The organism is Pseudomonas sp. G166, assembly GCF_037027455.2.
Classification (GTDB): domain Bacteria; phylum Pseudomonadota; class Gammaproteobacteria; order Pseudomonadales; family Pseudomonadaceae; genus Aquipseudomonas.
In genome coordinates this window covers 1,155,467-1,172,035 of sequence record NZ_CP146985.1, presented here as the reverse complement: position 1 = coordinate 1,172,035, position 16,569 = coordinate 1,155,467, and the positions used below count along the sequence as shown (strand labels likewise).

General features: G+C 60.0%; 19 protein-coding genes and 1 tRNA gene. 4 read left to right on the top strand and 16 right to left on the bottom strand.

Annotated features, from left to right (window positions below):
• Position 1: 1 nt before the first annotated feature.
• The 10 genes from iscX to trmJ all read right to left on the bottom strand — a co-directional run bounded on the left by iscX (position 2) and on the right by trmJ (position 7,354).
• A complete protein-coding gene (gene iscX, locus SGN16_RS05145) occupies positions 2-202 on the bottom strand; it encodes a Fe-S cluster assembly protein IscX (RefSeq protein ID WP_210642965.1) in 201 nt (66 codons plus the stop codon).
• 13 nt (positions 203-215) lie between these two features.
• Positions 216-557 carry an ISC system 2Fe-2S type ferredoxin gene (gene fdx, locus SGN16_RS05140; RefSeq protein WP_003198002.1) on the bottom strand — a complete coding sequence of 114 codons (342 nt, stop codon included), beginning with the start codon at positions 555-557 and terminating at the stop codon, positions 216-218.
• A 3-nt stretch (positions 558-560) separates the two neighbouring features.
• Positions 561-2,423, bottom strand: a complete 1,863-nt coding sequence (gene hscA / locus SGN16_RS05135) for a Fe-S protein assembly chaperone HscA (RefSeq protein WP_335943408.1) — start codon at positions 2,421-2,423, stop codon at positions 561-563.
• A gap of 50 nt (positions 2,424-2,473) precedes the next feature.
• A complete protein-coding gene (gene hscB, locus SGN16_RS05130; protein WP_003197997.1) occupies positions 2,474-2,995 on the bottom strand; it encodes a co-chaperone HscB in 522 nt (173 codons plus the stop codon).
• A gap of 8 nt (positions 2,996-3,003) precedes the next feature.
• A complete protein-coding gene (gene iscA, locus SGN16_RS05125) occupies positions 3,004-3,327 on the bottom strand; it encodes an iron-sulfur cluster assembly protein IscA (RefSeq protein ID WP_030139597.1) in 324 nt (107 codons plus the stop codon).
• 24 nt (positions 3,328-3,351) lie between these two features.
• Positions 3,352-3,738 carry a Fe-S cluster assembly scaffold IscU gene (gene iscU, locus SGN16_RS05120; RefSeq protein WP_003185157.1) on the bottom strand — a complete coding sequence of 129 codons (387 nt, stop codon included), beginning with the start codon at positions 3,736-3,738 and terminating at the stop codon, positions 3,352-3,354.
• Positions 3,739-3,780: 42 nt separating this feature from the next.
• Positions 3,781-4,995 carry an IscS subfamily cysteine desulfurase gene (locus SGN16_RS05115; RefSeq protein ID WP_134922896.1) on the bottom strand — a complete coding sequence of 405 codons (1,215 nt, stop codon included), beginning with the start codon at positions 4,993-4,995 and terminating at the stop codon, positions 3,781-3,783.
• A gap of 50 nt (positions 4,996-5,045) precedes the next feature.
• Positions 5,046-5,537: a Fe-S cluster assembly transcriptional regulator IscR gene (gene iscR, locus SGN16_RS05110; RefSeq protein WP_003185160.1), complete on the bottom strand. Its 492-nt coding sequence runs from the start codon at positions 5,535-5,537 to the stop codon at positions 5,046-5,048.
• A 268-nt stretch (positions 5,538-5,805) separates the two neighbouring features.
• Positions 5,806-6,582: a serine O-acetyltransferase gene (gene cysE, locus SGN16_RS05105; RefSeq protein ID WP_210642963.1), complete on the bottom strand. Its 777-nt coding sequence runs from the start codon at positions 6,580-6,582 to the stop codon at positions 5,806-5,808.
• Between the two features lies 1 nt (position 6,583).
• Complete coding sequence (gene trmJ, locus SGN16_RS05100; RefSeq protein ID WP_335943407.1) at positions 6,584-7,354, bottom strand: tRNA (cytosine(32)/uridine(32)-2'-O)-methyltransferase TrmJ; 771 nt, start codon at positions 7,352-7,354, stop codon at positions 6,584-6,586.
• A 144-nt stretch (positions 7,355-7,498) separates the two neighbouring features.
• On the opposite strand from trmJ, the gene suhB reads away from it, so the two are divergent.
• Entirely contained in the window at positions 7,499-8,317 is an 819-nt protein-coding gene (suhB, locus tag SGN16_RS05095; protein ID WP_003185165.1) for an inositol-phosphate phosphatase, read from the top strand.
• A 305-nt stretch (positions 8,318-8,622) separates the two neighbouring features.
• On the opposite strand, the gene SGN16_RS05090 is transcribed toward suhB, so the two are convergent.
• The 6 genes from SGN16_RS05090 to queA form a co-directional block, all read right to left on the bottom strand.
• A complete protein-coding gene (locus tag SGN16_RS05090; RefSeq protein ID WP_109753612.1) occupies positions 8,623-9,171 on the bottom strand; it encodes a glycine zipper 2TM domain-containing protein in 549 nt (182 codons plus the stop codon).
• 117 nt (positions 9,172-9,288) lie between these two features.
• Positions 9,289-10,203: a protein translocase subunit SecF gene (gene secF / locus SGN16_RS05085; RefSeq protein ID WP_210642961.1), complete on the bottom strand. Its 915-nt coding sequence runs from the start codon at positions 10,201-10,203 to the stop codon at positions 9,289-9,291.
• A 9-nt stretch (positions 10,204-10,212) separates the two neighbouring features.
• Positions 10,213-12,081, bottom strand: coding sequence for a protein translocase subunit SecD (gene secD, locus SGN16_RS05080; protein ID WP_210642960.1), 1,869 nt, complete (start codon positions 12,079-12,081; stop codon positions 10,213-10,215).
• Between the two features lie 65 nt (positions 12,082-12,146).
• Positions 12,147-12,485, bottom strand: a complete 339-nt coding sequence (gene yajC / locus SGN16_RS05075) for a preprotein translocase subunit YajC (RefSeq protein ID WP_003197982.1) — start codon at positions 12,483-12,485, stop codon at positions 12,147-12,149.
• A 43-nt stretch (positions 12,486-12,528) separates the two neighbouring features.
• The gene (tgt, locus tag SGN16_RS05070) at positions 12,529-13,644 is read right to left on the bottom strand and encodes a tRNA guanosine(34) transglycosylase Tgt (protein ID WP_167659374.1); all 1,116 of its coding nucleotides are present in this window, start codon (positions 13,642-13,644) and stop codon (positions 12,529-12,531) included.
• Positions 13,645-13,658: 14 nt separating this feature from the next.
• Positions 13,659-14,708 (bottom strand): tRNA preQ1(34) S-adenosylmethionine ribosyltransferase-isomerase QueA, encoded by a 1,050-nt coding sequence (queA, locus tag SGN16_RS05065; protein WP_027913127.1) that lies wholly within the window; start codon positions 14,706-14,708, stop codon positions 13,659-13,661.
• Between the two features lie 108 nt (positions 14,709-14,816).
• Here queA and SGN16_RS05060 point away from each other — a divergent pair.
• From SGN16_RS05060 to SGN16_RS05050, 3 genes are all read left to right on the top strand, one after another.
• Positions 14,817-14,901 (top strand) — tRNA-Leu (locus SGN16_RS05060).
• Positions 14,902-15,111: 210 nt separating this feature from the next.
• Positions 15,112-15,441: a hypothetical protein gene (locus SGN16_RS05055; RefSeq protein ID WP_210642959.1), complete on the top strand. Its 330-nt coding sequence runs from the start codon at positions 15,112-15,114 to the stop codon at positions 15,439-15,441.
• Positions 15,442-15,485: 44 nt separating this feature from the next.
• Positions 15,486-16,535 (top strand): hypothetical protein, encoded by a 1,050-nt coding sequence (locus SGN16_RS05050; protein ID WP_335943406.1) that lies wholly within the window; start codon positions 15,486-15,488, stop codon positions 16,533-16,535.
• The last annotated feature ends 34 nt before the right edge of the window (positions 16,536-16,569 follow it).

The window sequence follows — 16,569 nt, the reverse complement described above, 5'->3', positions numbered from 1 at the left end:
ATCAGTCGATTTCTTCGATCCAGAGCTGTTGGACGGCCTCCAAGACCTTCTCGCCACAACGGCCAGAGGTGTTGTCGAAATCGGGAAGCTCCATGATCCAGTGCTGCAACTCGACGAAATTGACAGCCATCGGGTTCACGTCCGGCTTGGCTTCGGCCAATTCTTCTGCGATGCGTTGTACATCATTCCAACCATAGCTCATGACAGTGTCACCATCAGTGCGGCGCTTCGGCCGCATGGTTAAGCGAATATTTCGGAATTTCGACCACCAGGTCCTCGGTGCCGACCTTGGCCTGGCACGTCAGGCGCGACGTCGGTTCCAGACCCCAGGCCCGATCAAGATAGTCCTCTTCCAGCTCATCGGCCTCATTCAGCGAGTCGAAACCTTCGCGAATGATGCAATGGCACGTGGTACAGGCACAGACGCCGCCGCAGGCGCTCTCGATCTCGATGTGGTTATCGTGGGCCACTTCAAGAATGGATTTGCCGGTTTCGGCCTCTACCACCATACCGTCCGGGCAATGCTCGGCGTGTGGCAGAAAAATGATCTGCGGCATCAGTTATTCCTCGATTTCATTCAGGTTGCGCCCCGCCAGGGCGGCTTTGACCGTCGAGTCCAGGCGGCGGGCAGCAAAGGCATCGGTGACTTGCGACAGACGCTTGGTCTGCAACTCGATGGCATAACCATCGGTACCTTTGATCAATTCGGACAGTTCCTGCATTTGCAGCTCGATGACCATGCGCTCTTCGGCGTCGAGCAAGCGCTCGCCGTCGGCTTCAAGGGCACCTTGCACGGCTTCGATCAGGCGTTGGGCGTCGACCTGCTGCTCGCGCAGCACGCGAGCCACCTTGTCGTCGCTGGCATGCTGGAACGAATCCTTGAGCATCTTGGCGATTTCGCCGTCGGTCAGGCCGTAGGACGGCTTGACCTGGATGCTCGCCTCGACGCCCGAACCCAGTTCGCGAGCGGAGACATTGAGCAAGCCATCGGCATCGACCTGGAAGGTCACGCGAATCTTCGCCGCACCGGCCACCATCGGCGGGATGCCGCGCAATTCGAAACGAGCCAGGGAGCGGCAGTCGCTGATCAGTTCACGCTCGCCTTGCAGCACGTGGACCATCATCGCCGACTGGCCGTCTTTATAGGTGGTGAAGTCTTGAGCGCGGGCAACGGGAATGGTGGTGTTGCGCGGAATCACCTTCTCCATCAGACCGCCCATGGTTTCCAGGCCCAGAGACAGCGGAATCACGTCGAGCAACAGCAGCTCGCCACCGTCTCGCTTGTTGCCGGCCAGGGTATCGGCCTGGATCGCGGCGCCGATGGCGACCACCTGGTCCGGGTCGATTTCGGTCAGCGGCTGGCGGCCAAAGGCCTCGGCAACGGCTTCGCGAACCCGAGGCACGCGGGTCGAACCACCGACCATGACCACGGCCTTGACGTCTTCGAACTCCACGCCGGAATCACGCACGGCACGGCGGCAGGCCTTGAGGCTGCGGGCGACCATGGGTTCGATCAACGCATCGAACGCTTCGCGGCTCAGGGAAGCTTTCCAGTCACCATAAGCGACTTCAACGGTGACAGCGTCGGTCAAGGCTTCCTTGGCGGCGCAGGCGGTTTGCAGCAGATGGCGCTGGGCACCCGGATCGAGATCAGCGGACAGGCCCGCTTGCTCGATGATCCAGCCGGCAATGGCGTGGTCGAAGTCATCGCCGCCCAGAGCGCTGTCGCCACCGGTGGCCAGGACTTCAAAGACGCCGCCGGTCAGGCGCAGGATCGAAATATCGAAGGTGCCGCCGCCCAGGTCGTAGATCGCTACCAGGCCTTCGGCGTGCTGGTCCAGGCCGTACGCCACGGCAGCGGCGGTCGGCTCGTTGAGCAGGCGCAACACGTTCAGGCCGGCCAGCTTGGCCGCGTCCTTGGTGGCTTGGCGCTGGGCGTCGTCGAAATAGGCCGGGACGGTGATGACCGCACCAACCAATTCCCCACCCAGTGCCGCTTCAGCGCGCTGGCGCAGCACCTTGAGGATATCGGCCGAGACTTCCACCGGGCTTTTCGGGCCCTGCACGGTTTCGATGAACGGCATGTGCGATTCGCCGCCAACAAAGCGGTACGGCAGTTGATCGCCCAATTGCTTGACGTCGGACAGACCACGACCCATCAAGCGCTTGACCGAGACAACGGTGTTCAGCGGATCGGTCGCGGCGGCCAGCTTGGCTGACTCGCCCACTTCAACGCGATCGGCGTGATAGCGCACGGCGGACGGCAGGATCACCTGCCCCTGCTCGTCGGCCAGCGGTTCGGAAAGACCGCTGCGCAAGGCAGCGACCAGGGAATTGGTAGTACCCAAGTCGATTCCCACAGCCAGGCGACGCTGGTGCGGTTGTGGACTTTGGCCGGGTTCGGCGATCTGCAGTAGGGCCATCGTAATCAGGACTTATCTGTAATCAGGCGTGCGACCGGAGCGGCACTGGGTTAATCGTCGAGGCGCTCTTCGAGCTGGCGCACTTCGTAGGTGAGCTTGTCGAGGAACTGCATGCGCCGCATCAGGCGTTCGGCCTGCTCACGTTGCGCGGCATCGTTCCAGCAGGCTGCGAAGCTTTCGTTCAATGTGTGCTGGGCATCTTTCAAGCGGCGCTTGAATACCGCGACACCGGCCAGGTCGGCGCTGTCCTGCAGGTCTTCGAGTTCTTCGCGCCATTGCATCTGCTGCAAAAGAAACTCGGGATCGTGGACGGTGACTTCCAGGGGCAGCTCATGACCGCTGATAGCGAGCAGGTAACGCGCGCGCTTGGCAGGGCTCTTGAGCGTCTGGTACGCCTCGTTGAGGTTCGCAGACTGCTCGAGCGCCCGCCGCTGCTCGGCTTCGGAGGCGTCAGCAAAACGGTCCGGGTGGACACCACGGGCCAATTCCAGATAACGCGCGGACAACTGGTCAAGATCCAGCTGGAACGCAGGCTGCATCTGGAACAACGCAAAATGACAAGGAGTACCCACAAGCCGCCTCAGATGTTGAAGCTTTCGCCGCAGCCACATTCACCGCGCACGTTGGGATTGTTGAACTTGAAGCCTTCGTTCAACCCTTCCTTGACGAAATCCAGTTCAGTGCCGTCCAGGTACGTCAGGCTTTTCGGGTCGATGATCACTTTCTGACCATGACTTTCGAACACCTGATCGTCTTCGCCCACTTCGTCGACGAATTCCAGCACGTAGGCAAGGCCAGAGCAGCCCGTGGTGCGAACACCCAGGCGGATACCCTCGCCCTTGCCGCGCCCCGCGAGGGAGCGCTGGACATGCTTAGCTGCCGCTTCTGTCATCTGGATAGCCATGGAAACTCCTTACCTGTGCACAGATCAGATCAAGCCTTTTTTCTGCTTGTAATCGCGAACAGCGGCCTTGATGGCGTCTTCGGCGAGTACCGAGCAGTGGATCTTCACGGGCGGCAAGGCCAGCTCTTCAGCCAGCTGGGTGTTCTTGATGGTTTCGGCTTCATCAAGGGTCTTGCCCTTCATCCACTCGGTGGCCAGGGAGCTGGACGCGATGGCGGAACCGCAGCCGTAGGTCTTGAACTTGGCATCTTCGATGATGCCTTGCTCGTTGACCTTGATCTGCAGGCGCATTACGTCGCCGCACGCCGGGGCGCCGACCATGCCGGTGCCGACATCAGGATCCTGCGCGTCCATCTTGCCGACGTTGCGCGGGTTCTCGTAGTGGTCGATGACCTTTTCGCTATATGCCATTTGCTTCAATCCTCATCAGTGAGTCGCTCTGGTGGCGACTTCTCAGTGCGCCGCCCACTCGATTTTCGAAATGTCGACGCCGTCTTTGTACATGTCCCACAGCGGCGACAGAGCGCGCAGCTTGGTAACGGCCTCGCAGACTTTCTGCGCGGCGTAATCGATTTCTTCTTCGGTGGTGAAGCGCCCGAAGGTGAAGCGGATCGAGCTGTGAGCCAGTTCGTCGTTGCGGCCCAGGGCGCGCAGCACGTACGAAGGCTCCAGCGATGCCGAGGTGCACGCCGAACCGGACGACACGGCCAGATCCTTGAGCGCCATGATCAGCGACTCACCTTCAACATAGTTGAAGCTCAGGTTCAGGTTGTGCGGTACGCGGGCGATCATGCTGCCGTTGACGTAAAGCTCTTCCAGGTGCTCGACCTGCTTGAAGAAGCGGTCGCTCAGGGCCTTGATGCGCACGTTCTCGGCAGCCATGTCTTCCTTGGCCACGCGGAATGCTTCACCCATGCCGACGATCTGGTGGGTCGCCAGGGTGCCGGAACGCATGCCACGCTCGTGACCGCCACCGTGCATGGTCGCTTCGAGGCGAACGCGCGGCTTGCGGCTCACGTACAGCGCGCCGATGCCTTTAGGGCCGTAGGTCTTGTGGGCAGAGAACGACATCAGGTCGACTTTCAACTGCGACAGGTCTATCGCGACCTTGCCGGTGGACTGCGCCGCGTCGACATGGAACAGAACGCCCTTGGAGCGCGTCAGTTCGCCGATGGCCGCGATGTCGTTGATGGTGCCGATTTCGTTGTTCACGTGCATGATCGAAACCAGGATGGTGTCGTCGCGCAGCGCGGCTTCCACCATGGCCGGGGTGATGATGCCGTCTTCACCCGGTTCGATGTAGGTGACTTCGAAACCTTCACGCTCCAGTTGGCGCATGGTGTCCAGGACAGCCTTGTGCTCGATCTTGGAGGTGATCAGGTGCTTGCCCTTGGTGTGATAGAAGTGCGCGACACCCTTGATTGCCAGGTTGTCGGACTCGGTGGCACCGGAGGTCCAGACGATTTCACGCGGGTCGGCATTGACCAGGTCAGCGACCTGGCGACGGGCGTTTTCGACCGACTCTTCGGCTTTCCAGCCAAACACGTGGGAGCGGGACGCCGGGTTACCGAAGTTTCCGTCGACCAGCAGGCATTCACTCATTTTTTGCGCGACACGCGGATCAACCGGGGTGGTCGCAGAGTAATCAAGGTAAATCGGCAATTTCATGGACTCTCTCCTAAATCAGGCTGGCTGGCGTTCCGCTTGCTCTGCGGCGGTCATTCGACGGCGGACGCTTCAATCTTGTCCAGGTGCGGCGCCTTGCTATTGCAACGGCGCTGGTCCTGACGCTGGGCTACTTCTTGCACCTCACGGCGAGTTACAAGGTCAGCCAAGCTGATACCGCTCAGAAATTCGTGGATCTGCAGGCTGAGGTCGCACCACAAGTGGTGGGTCAGGCAAGTATCGCCGCCATGGCAGTCGCCAAGGCCCTGGCATTTGGTCGCATCGACCGATTCGTTCACCGCATCGATCACCTGGGCGACCTGGATGCCCTGCATGTCGCGCGACAGCTGGTAGCCACCGCCCGGGCCGCGAACACTGGAAACCAGGTTGCTACGGCGCAGCTTGGCGAACAGCTGCTCAAGGTAAGACAGGGAAATGCCCTGGCGCTCGGAGATATCGGCCAGGGACACCGGCCCGTGCTGCGCGTGCAATGCCAGATCCAGCATCGCGGTCACGGCGTATCGGCCTTTTGTAGTCAGTCGCATGGACAATTACCACGGAGTTCGGAATGGGGGCGAGTATGCAATTCCCGAGTATTTAAGTCAAGTATAAGACCTAGTGGGTTACTCGGGTTTACCCGCGAAAGAGCGCGCGCATGATAGCAAAGGCTGGCCAGTGGCGACCAGCTATACCGCGTTATCGTTCATCGCGAGCAAGCTCGCTCCCACAGGGGGCTTGGGTGGCTGCACAATTTGTGTACACCACAAACCCAATTGTGGGAGCGAGCTTGCTCGCGATGAGGCCAGCAGGGTTTCAGCTGGCCTGGGTCTCATCCTTATCCTTCACACACGCAAAATCTTCCTCGCGCAGTTCAGGCAGGTCCTTGGCACAGTAATTACTGCCCAGCTCCTTCAGAGCCCCGCACATCCCCTCCAGGCGTCCATCGACGGCCTGCAGGTGATCGAGCAACTGGTTGATGGCGCGGGCGACCGGGTCGGGCATGTCTTCGCCGACACCGTAGGCGTCGAAGCCAATCTTCTCGGCCATGGCCTTGCGCCGGGCGTCCTGTTCGTCATCGGACTTGACGATGACTCGCCCCGGAATACCGACCACGGTCGCACCGGGCGGCACGGCCTTGGTGACCACGGCGTTGGAGCCGACTTTCGCCCCCGCCCCCACCGTGAACGGCCCAAGCACCTTGGCGCCCGCACCCACCACCACGCCGTCTTCCAGCGTTGGGTGGCGCTTGCCTTTGTTCCAACTGGTGCCGCCGAGGGTCACGCCCTGGTACAGGGTCACGTCGTCGCCAATCTCGGCAGTTTCGCCAATGACGATGCCCATGCCGTGGTCGATGAAGAAACGGCGACCGACCTTGGCCCCCGGATGGATCTCGATTCCGGTCAACCAGCGGCCGAAGTTCGAGACCAGGCGCGCCAGCCATTTCCAGCCCATGTTCCACAAGGCGCCGGACAGGCGATGGATCCAGATCGCGTGCATCCCCGGGTAGCAGGTCAGCACTTCAAAGGCATTGCGCGCCGCCGGGTCACGATGGAAAACACTTTGGATATCTTCACGCAAACGTTCGAACATTTTATTTCTTCCGCTTAATCAGCTCGCCACGGGCCGCCTTCTGGGTTTCCGTGAGGATGCCGCGCAATATATTCATCTCCGCCCGGCTGACCGAGCTTCGTCCGTACAACCGACGCAGGCGCGCCATCAAGTGCCGCGGCTTCTCCGGGTCGAGGAACTCGATGTCCACCAGGGTCTGCTCCAGGTGCTCATAGAATCGTTCCAACTCGTCCATGGTCGCCAGTGTCTCACTGCGTGGCGACGTGACCTCGGTTTTTTCCACTTTGCTTGGTTTGCCTTCAGCGGCGAGCCAGGCCATGCGCACTTCATAACTCAACACCTGCACCGCCGCCCCCAGGTTCAAGGAACTGAACTCGGGGTCGGAAGGGATATGCACGTGAAAGTGACATCGCTGCAGTTCGTCATTGGTCAGGCCGGAGTCTTCACGGCCGAACACCAGGGCGATTTCAAAGCCTTGCGCGACCTCCTCGACCACTTTGGTGCCGCATTCGCGGGGATCGAGCAGCGGCCAGGGAATACGGCGGTCGCGGGCGCTGGTGCCGAGCACCAGGTTGCACCCCACCAGGGCGTCTTCCAGGGTGGCGACGACCTGGGCATTGGCGAGAATGTCGCCGGCACCGGAGGCCCGCGCATCGGCTTCGTGGTGGGGAAACAAGCGCGGTTCGACCAGCACCAGCCGCGACAGGCCCATGTTCTTCATGGCCCGCGCAGCTCCGCCGATGTTACCCGGATGGCTGGCATTGACCAGGACGACACGAATGTTCTGCAACAAGGGAGGCGCTCTCGAACACGATAAAGGGAGCAAATCTTACATAAGCACCTACCGTTAAGCTATGAAAGCGAACACCAACCTTCTCCTGAGAAAACTTTCTGATAGAATGCGCGGCTTTCTTTAACAACCTTAGGTGACACATCCATGCAGCCCATGCTGAATATCGCGCTGCGCGCCGCCCGCAGCGCCAGTGAACTGATCTTCCGCTCCATCGAGCGCCTGGATACCATCAAGGTCGATGAAAAAGACGCCAAGGACTACGTGTCCGAGGTTGATCGCGCCGCCGAGCAAAAAATCGTCGACGCCCTGCGCAAGGCTTACCCGAACCACTCGATCCTGGGTGAAGAGACCGGCATGCACGCCGGCACCGGCATCGAAGGCGAAGAGTACCTGTGGATCATCGATCCGCTGGACGGCACCACCAACTTCCTGCGCGGCATTCCTCATTTCGCTGTCAGCATCGCCTGCAAATACCGTGGCCGTCTGGAACACGCCGTTGTGCTGGACCCGGTTCGCCAGGAAGAATTCACCGCCAGCCGTGGCCGTGGCGCCCAACTGAACGGTCGTCGCCTGCGCGTCAGCGGCCGCACCAGCCTGGACGGCGCCCTGCTGGGCACCGGCTTCCCGTTCCGTGACGACCAGATGGACAACCTGGACAACTACCTGGGCATGTTCCGCGCCCTGGTCGGCCAGACCGCCGGCATCCGCCGCGCCGGCGCTGCGAGCCTGGACCTGGCCTATGTCGCTGCTGGCCGTTTCGATGCATTCTGGGAATCGGGCTTGTCCGAATGGGACATGGCCGCAGGCGCCCTGTTGATCCAGGAAGCCGGCGGTTTGGTGAGCGACTTCACTGGCGGCCACGACTTCCTTGAAAAAGGCCACATCGTTGCCGGCAACACCAAATGCTTCAAGGCTGTGCTCACCGCCATCCAGCCACACCTGCCGGCTTCGCTGAAGCGCTAAGCAACCGGCTACAGAAAAAGCACCCTTCGGGGTGCTTTTTTTATGCCTGCTAGATGCGAACACGTCGTCGCTGATCGTTCCCACGCTCTGCGTGGGAACGCCGCCAGGGACGCTCCGCGTTCCGCTTCTGGAGGTGACGCAGAGCGTCACGGGATGCATTCCCACGCAGAGCGTGGGAACGATCAGTTATCCAGCTGACCTGGCGCTATCGCGAGCAAGCTCGCTCCCACAGGGGATGGGTGGTGGGGCATAAAATGCGGGCATAAAAAAGCACCCCGAAGGGTGCTTTTTTCATAGCGGCTGGATCACTGAGCCGGTTCGTTCTGCCCCAGGATCAGTTGACCTTCCTTGTTCACCGGGATCTGGTTGCCCGGGTCGCGATCCATGCGGACTTTGCCTTCTTTACCGTCGAGCATGTAGCGAACGTCGTAGCCCACAACCTTGTCGCTGATGTCATTGACCGTGTTGCAGCGAGTCTGGGTGGTGGTGTAGGTGTCGCGCTCCTGCATGCCTTCCTGAATCTTGTTACCGGCATAACCGCCGCCGGCTGCACCTGCCACGGTGGCGATTTTTTTACCGGTGCCGCCGCCGACCTGGTTACCCAACAGGCCACCGGCCAGGGCGCCGATCACGGTGCCAGCGATCTGGTGCTGGTCCTGGACTGGCTTCTGCCGAGTCACGGTGACGTCCTTGCACACTTCACGCGGGGTTTTGATCTGGGTCTTGACCGGCTCCACGGCCAATACTTGCGCATACTCAGGGCCACTTTTTACCAAGCTGTAGGTCGCGACCGCACCACCGGCAGTTACACCGACAGCACCCAATACCGCACCAACCAGCATCGATTTGTTCACTTGAACCTCCTGACCATCACAAGCGGATTAATCCGCGCTTCTCCCAGCCTTGGAGCATAAAAAAAGGCGCGAGTTCAACTCGCGCCTTTTCAGCTGTGACGGATGGAGCGCCGAGCCTTACGGGCGGTCGTCCACTTCCGTTTCGGCAGCGGCCGGAGGAATCAGATCCTCGGTACTCAGGTTCAACCAGATCAGCACCACGTTGGCGATGTAGATCGACGAGTAAGTACCCGCCAGTACGCCGATGAACAGTGCGATGGAGAAACCGAACAGGTTGTCGCCACCAAAGAACAGCAGCGCGGCAATCGCCAGCAAGGTGGAGATCGACGTCGCCATGGTCCGCAGCAGGGTCTGAGTGGTCGAGATGTTGATGTTCTCGATCAGCGAGGCCTTGCGCAGCACACGGAAGTTCTCACGTACCCGGTCGAACACCACGATGGTGTCGTTGAGCGAGTAACCGATGATCGCCAACACCGCCGCCAGCACCGTCAGGTCGAAGGTGATCTGGAAGAACGACAGGATGCCCACGGTCACGATCACGTCGTGGATCAGCGACACAATGGCGCCTACCGCGAACTTCCACTGAAAGCGGAAGGCCAGGTAGATCAGGATGCCGCCCAGCGCCATCAGCATGCCGAGGCCGCCCTGGTCGCGCAGCTCTTCACCCACCTGCGGGCCGACGAACTCGACGCGCTTGACCTTCGCCGGGTTGTCACCGCCGGCCTTCTGCAAGGCTTCGGCGACCTGATGACCCAGCTGCGGGTCTTCACCCGGCATGCGCACCAGCAGGTCGGTGGTAGCACCAAAGCTCTGCACGATGGCATCGCCGTAGCCCGAGGTCGCCAGTTGCTCACGCACCTTGGTGACATCGGCCGGACGCTCGTAGGTCAGCTCGATGAGCGTACCGCCGGTGAAGTCCAGGCCGTAGTTCAGACCCTTGTGGAACCAGCTGAACAACGCCAGCACGGTAAGGAACAATGTGACGCCGAACGCAATGTTGCGAACGCCCATGAAGTTGATAGTACGTAACATGGCAGCCCCTTAAATCCACAACTTCTTGAAGTCACGACCACCAAAGATCAGGTTGACCATTGCGCGGGTCACCATGATGGCTGTGAACATCGAGGTAAAGATCCCGAGGGACATGGTCACTGCGAAGCCCTTGACCGGGCCGGTGCCCATGGCGAAGAGAATCCCGCCCACCAGCAACGTGGTCAGGTTGGCGTCGAGAATCGCGGTGAATGCCCGGCCGAAGCCTTCGTTGATTGCACGTTGAATCGTCATGCCGGCGGCGATCTCTTCACGTATCCGCGAGAAGATCAGCACGTTGGCGTCCACCGCCATACCCATGGTCAACACGATACCGGCGATACCCGGCAGGGTCAGCGTAGCCCCCAGCAGCGACATCAAGGCCAGCAGCATCACCATGTTCACCGCCAGTGCGACGGTGGCGATGATGCCGAAGAAGCGGTAGATGGCGATGATGAACAGCGAGACAAACAGCATGCCCCACAGCGATGCATCGATACCCTTGGTGATGTTGTCGGCACCCAGGCTCGGGCCAATGGTGCGCTCTTCGGCGAAGTACATCGGCGCAGCCAGACCACCGGCACGCAGCAGCAGGGCCAATTCCGAAGCTTCGCCCTGACCGTTCAGGCCGGTGATGCGGAACTGGCTGCCCAGTGGCGACTGGATGGTCGCCAGGCTGATGATCTTCTTCTCTTCCTTGAAGGCCTGCACGGCGACGTCTTTCTCGACGCCGTCGACCACTTGCTTGGTGTAGGTGGTGATCGGCTTCTGCTCGATGAAGATCACCGCCATGCTGCGCCCGACGTTGCTGCGCGTGGCGCGGCTCATCAGTTCGCCGCCATGGCCGTCGAGGTGGATGTTCACCTGTGGGCGACCCTGCTCGTCGAAGCCAGCCTTGGCGTCGGTCACCTGGTCACCGGTGATGATCAGGCCACGCTCGATCTGCGCCGCCGGACGACCGCCCTCGCGGAACTCGAAGCTCTCGGTCGAGGCCTTGGACGCGCCCGGTTCAGCACCGAGGCGGAACTCCAGGTTGGCGGTCTTGCCGAGGATACGCTTGGCTTCGGCGGTGTCCTGCACGCCTGGCAGCTCAACCACGATGCGGTTGGCGCCCTGGCGCTGCACGATCGGCTCGGCCACACCCAGCTCGTTGACGCGGTTACGCACCGTGGTCAAGTTCTGCTTGATGGAGTATTCGCGGATTTCCGCCAGCTTGGCCGGGGTCATCGCCAGACGCAGCACCGCCTGACCATTGAGGTCGGCCGGCACAACATCGAAATCGTTGAAGTTCTTGCGAATCAGGCTACGGGCCTGCTCGCGGGTATCGGTATCACTGAAGCCCAGCTGAATGGCACCGTCGAGCTGCGGCAGGCTGCGATAACGCACGCGCTCTTTGCGCAGCAGGCTCTTGACGTCGCCTTCGTAGACTTTCATCCGCGCGTCGAGGGCTTTTTCCATGTCCACTTCCAGCAGGAAGTGCACACCACCGGACAAGTCCAGACCCAGCTTCATCGGGTGCGCGCCGAGCTTGCGCAGCCATTGCGGGGTGGTCTGGGCCAGGTTCAGGGCCACAACGTAATCGTCGCCCAACGCTTTGCGCACCACGTCCTTGGCCGGCAGCTGGTCTTCAGCCTTGGTCAGACGCAACAGGCCGCCACGGCCGTTTTCGGCAATGGAGGACGCCTTGACGTCGATCCCGGAAGTCTTGAGCGCTGCGCTCGCGCGGTCCAGATCCGCCTGGGTGACCTGCAGCGCAGTGCTTGCGCCACTGACCTGAATGGCCGGGTCATCCGGATAAAGATTGGGAGCGGAATAAATCAGACCGACCGCCAGCACCGCCAGGATCAGTACATATTTCCACAGAGGGTATTTGTTCAGCATCACGCCGCCCGCTTATGACGCGGGGCGCCTTGCGCGCCCCGTCGATTGAATAGAAGTTGAAACTTTTAGATCGCTTTCAGCGTGCCTTTTGGCAGCGTGGCCGCGATAGCGCCCTTCTGGAACTTCATTTCAACAGTGTCGGACACTTCCAGAACCACGAAGTCATCGGCCACTTTGGTGATCTTGCCAGCGATGCCGCCGGTGGTGACCACTTCATCGCCCTTTTGCAGGTTGCTGAGCAGGTTTTTCTGCTCTTTGGCGCGCTTGGCCTGTGGACGCCAGATCATCAGGTAGAAAATCACCAGGAAGCCGACCAGGAAAATCCACTCGAAACCGCCGCCCATAGGGCCGGCAGCAGCAGGTGCAGCCGCGTCAGCCATGGCATTAGAGATAAAAAAGCTCATTTAGCACTCCAGTTGCAAGTATTGAATCTTAGGATCGGAAAACTCAGTCCAAGGGCGGTACAGGCAACCCGCGCTTGGCATAGAAGGCCTCGACAAAGGCGGCCAATGTACCCTGTTGAATAGCCTCGCGCAAACCAGCCATAAGCACCTGGTAATGGCGCAAATTGTGGATGGTATTCAACATGCTACCCAGCATTTCGCCGCACTTGTCCAAATGATGCAGATAAGCGCGGGAGAAGTTCTGGCACGTGTAGCAGTCGCAGGTCGGATCCAGCGGCGAATCATCATGGCGATGGAACGCGTTGCGGATCTTCAGCACACCCGTGTCGATGAACAGATGCCCATTGCGGGCATTACGGGTTGGCATCACGCAATCGAACATGTCCACCCCGCGGCGCACACCCTCAACCAGATCTTCCGGTTTGCCAACGCCCATAAGGTAACGAGGTTTGTCAGCGGGCATCTGGCCCGGCAGGTAATCGAGCACCTTGATCATTTCGTGCTTGGGCTCGCCCACCGACAGACCGCCAATGGCCAGGCCATCGAAGCCGATCTTGTCGAGACCTTCCAGCGAACGCATGCGCAGATCCTGGTGCATGCCACCCTGCACGATGCCGAACAGCGCCGCCGTGTTATCGGCATGGGCATTCTTCGAGCGCTGGGCCCAGCGCAACGACAGCTCCATGGACACCCGCGCCACGTCTTCATCGGCCGGGTACGGCGTGCATTCGTCGAAGATCATCACGATGTCCGAGCCCAGGTCACGCTGGACCTGCATCGACTCCTCCGGCCCCATGAACACCTTGGCTCCGTCCACCGGCGAGGCGAAGGTCACGCCCTCCTCCTTGATCTTGCGCATGGCACCGAGGCTGAACACCTGGAAGCCGCCGGAGTCGGTCAGAATCGGCCCTTTCCACTGCATGAAATCGTGCAAGTCACCGTGGGCCTTGATCACTTCCATGCCCGGGCGCAGCCACAGGTGGAACGTGTTGCCGAGGATGATCTCCGCGCCCGTGGCAACGATGTCCCGTGGCAGCATGCCCTTGACCGTGCCGTAGGTGCCCACCGGCATGAACGCTGGGGTTTCCACGGTACCGCGGGGGAAGGTCAGACGACCGCGACGAGCCTTGCCATCGGTGGCGAGCAACTCGAAGGACATGCGACAGGTGCGACTCATACTGTTTCCTCGGGTCCGCGTGGCGCGGGGTTACGGGTGATGAACATCGCATCACCGTAGCTGAAAAAGCGGTATCCATGCTCGACGGCGGCCTTGTAGGCGGCCATGGCTTCGGGATAACCGGCGAACGCCGAAACCAGCATCAACAGCGTGGATTCGGGCAAATGAAAATTGGTGACCAGGGCATCGACCACATGAAACGGCCGCCCCGGGTAGATAAAGATATCGGTGTCGCCACTGAACGGCTTGAGCACGCCATCGCGCGCAGCGCTTTCCAGGGACCGCACGCTGGTGGTCCCCACCGCCACCACCCGACCACCGCGGGCGCGACAGGCCGCCACGGCATCGACCACTTCCTGGCTCACTTCCAGCCATTCGTTGTGCATGTGGTGGTCTTCGATACGCTCCACACGCACCGGCTGGAACGTACCGGCGCCAACGTGCAGCGTCACGAACGCCGTCTCCACGCCCTTGGCGGCAATCGCCTCCAGCAACGGCTGATCAAAATGCAGCCCCGCCGTCGGCGCCGCCACCGCCCCCAAGCGCTCGGCGTACACGGTCTGATAACGCTCGCGGTCCGAACCTTCGTCCGGGCGGTCTATATAAGGAGGCAACGGCATGTGTCCCACGCGGTCGAGCAGCGGCAACACCTCTTCGGCAAATGCCAGCTCGAACAACGCGTCATGCCGCGCCACCATCACCGCCTCACCGCCGCCGTCGATCAAAATCGACGAACCGGGCTTGGGCGACTTGCTCGACCGCACATGGGCCAGCACGCGATGACTGTCCAGCACCCGCTCCACCAGAATCTCCAGCTTGCCGCCGGAGGCTTTCTGGCCAAACAACCGCGCCGGAATCACCCGGGTATTGTTGAACACCATCAAATCGCCCGGGCGCAAATGCTCAAGCAAATCAGTGAATTGACGGTGAGCCATGGCACCGCTGACCCCATCCAGGGTCAACAGTCGACTGGCGCGACGCTCCGCCAGAGGGTGGCGAGCGATCAGCGAATCAGGGAGTTCGAAGGTAAAGTCAGCAACACGCATGATGGGGTTCGTCTAGCAGGGCCGGAAAGTCTAGCGGAAATATGAAAAATTCACCATGAAACGTGATTGACCAACGGTAGTCACCTCTCTATACTTCGCCGCCATTGAGCCCTGATGGCGGAATTGGTAGACGCGGCGGATTCAAAATCCGTTTTCGAAAGGAGTGGGAGTTCGAGTCTCCCTCGGGGCACCATCTTAAAAAAAGACCTTGAAATTCAAGGTCTTTTTTTTCGTCTGTAGGAAAGTGATTGGTCATGGCTAATTACTCCTTTGTAGCGAGGGAGCTTGCTCCCGCTTGAGCGCAAAGCGCTCATAAAAACGTCACAGGCCCCACCGATGCTCCGCCTTGCGACGCCCTGTTGATCCACCGCCCCTCCTCACCCGCTGACAAAGGATTCACCTCATGGAATTGCTGCTGGAAACGGTCGCTCTTTACTCGCTGAAGCTGGCTTATGAGACAGAGGGGCATAGTCCGATTTTGCGGGATGATCCGTTGATGGGCGGGTGTGATCGGGAGGTTTTTGGGTTGTTGGTGCGCAGAGAAGACATCCAAGCTATCCAGGCGAAAGTACAGCACTGCCTGGACTTGGCACTGGAGGCAATTGGGGGAAGTAACACAGCTTTGGGACGGGAACTCGGACGGTTAGCGACTAACTTCGGCGCATCCCGAACGGTAGAGGAGCTTCAGGATCCGCTTCTAATTCTTAGGGATTACCTGAAAGATATCCAGTAAACCTGCGGGACCTGGCGCAACCGAACATCTTGGAGAAATACGTTTTGCTGAAATGGATCTCTGCATTTTTTCTTAGAAGTCGCGAAAACGACACGCTGGGCGAGTTAGTGATGGAGAACCGGCGCTGGCGCATGTTCGCCAAGGTCGGCTTCACGGTACTGATCTTCATGCCCATCCTCACCTACTGCTCATGGATAGCCCCAAGGTTTGAGGACCCGGGACTTACCAATCCCGCAGTGCTTGAGGTAATCAATAGCGAAGAGTATCGACAGGCAACCCGGGAGGCCGTTGCTCTGCTCGACCTCTATAACCGAGGGGAGATTGGCCTGGATTCGCTGCATGGTATACAGGGGGTTCACCGAATTGGCGGGGTGACGGTCACTTTCAACCTGCAACTGGTTCCACGAGACGAGCCCAGGCAAGGAGGAGGCAACAAATACAAGCTTGACGGCCAGTACAAAGTGACAGTCGTCATAGGCTATCTGGTTATGTTTCTGACCATCGAATTGTTTCTGGTTGGGATAGCAACCTGCGTCATTTTCCAAAGACCACCAAAAGCGCAGCGCAGGTTTGAGGAACAGATACTACAAGAGCATTTCTCCTTTGATATGCCCGAGCTCCCCGCCCCCCAAGAGCGAGCCGACCAGATCATCGAGCGCATGCTGCTGCGTTTTCACCGTTTTGCGAAAGACCTGGAACACCGCCCGCGCGGCCGAAAGGGAGTTCAGCTCGACGATGAATACGACGTCCAGTTCCTGGTCAATGCGTTGCTAAGATTGCAGTTCGACAATGTAAAACCTGAAGAGCCGTCCCCAAGCATGGCAGCAGGCGCCACCCGCGCAGACTTCCTCCTGCCTGAACATGGGCTCTTTATTGAACTCAAGATGACGCGCGACGGTATGACCGCAAGATCGCTAGCCGACGAGCTGATCCTGGATATCGCACGCTATCGTGCCCATCCCGAATGCCATGCAATCATTTTCTTCGTTTACGACCCTCGCGGCCTTGTTAAGAACACCATGGCATTGCGAACGGAGTTATCGGAGATTGCGGGTGAGCTCCCTGTGAGCCTGATCGTTTCGCCTAGCCATTGAGGAAAGGGCGGCTCGTGAAGATTGCCCTAAATGC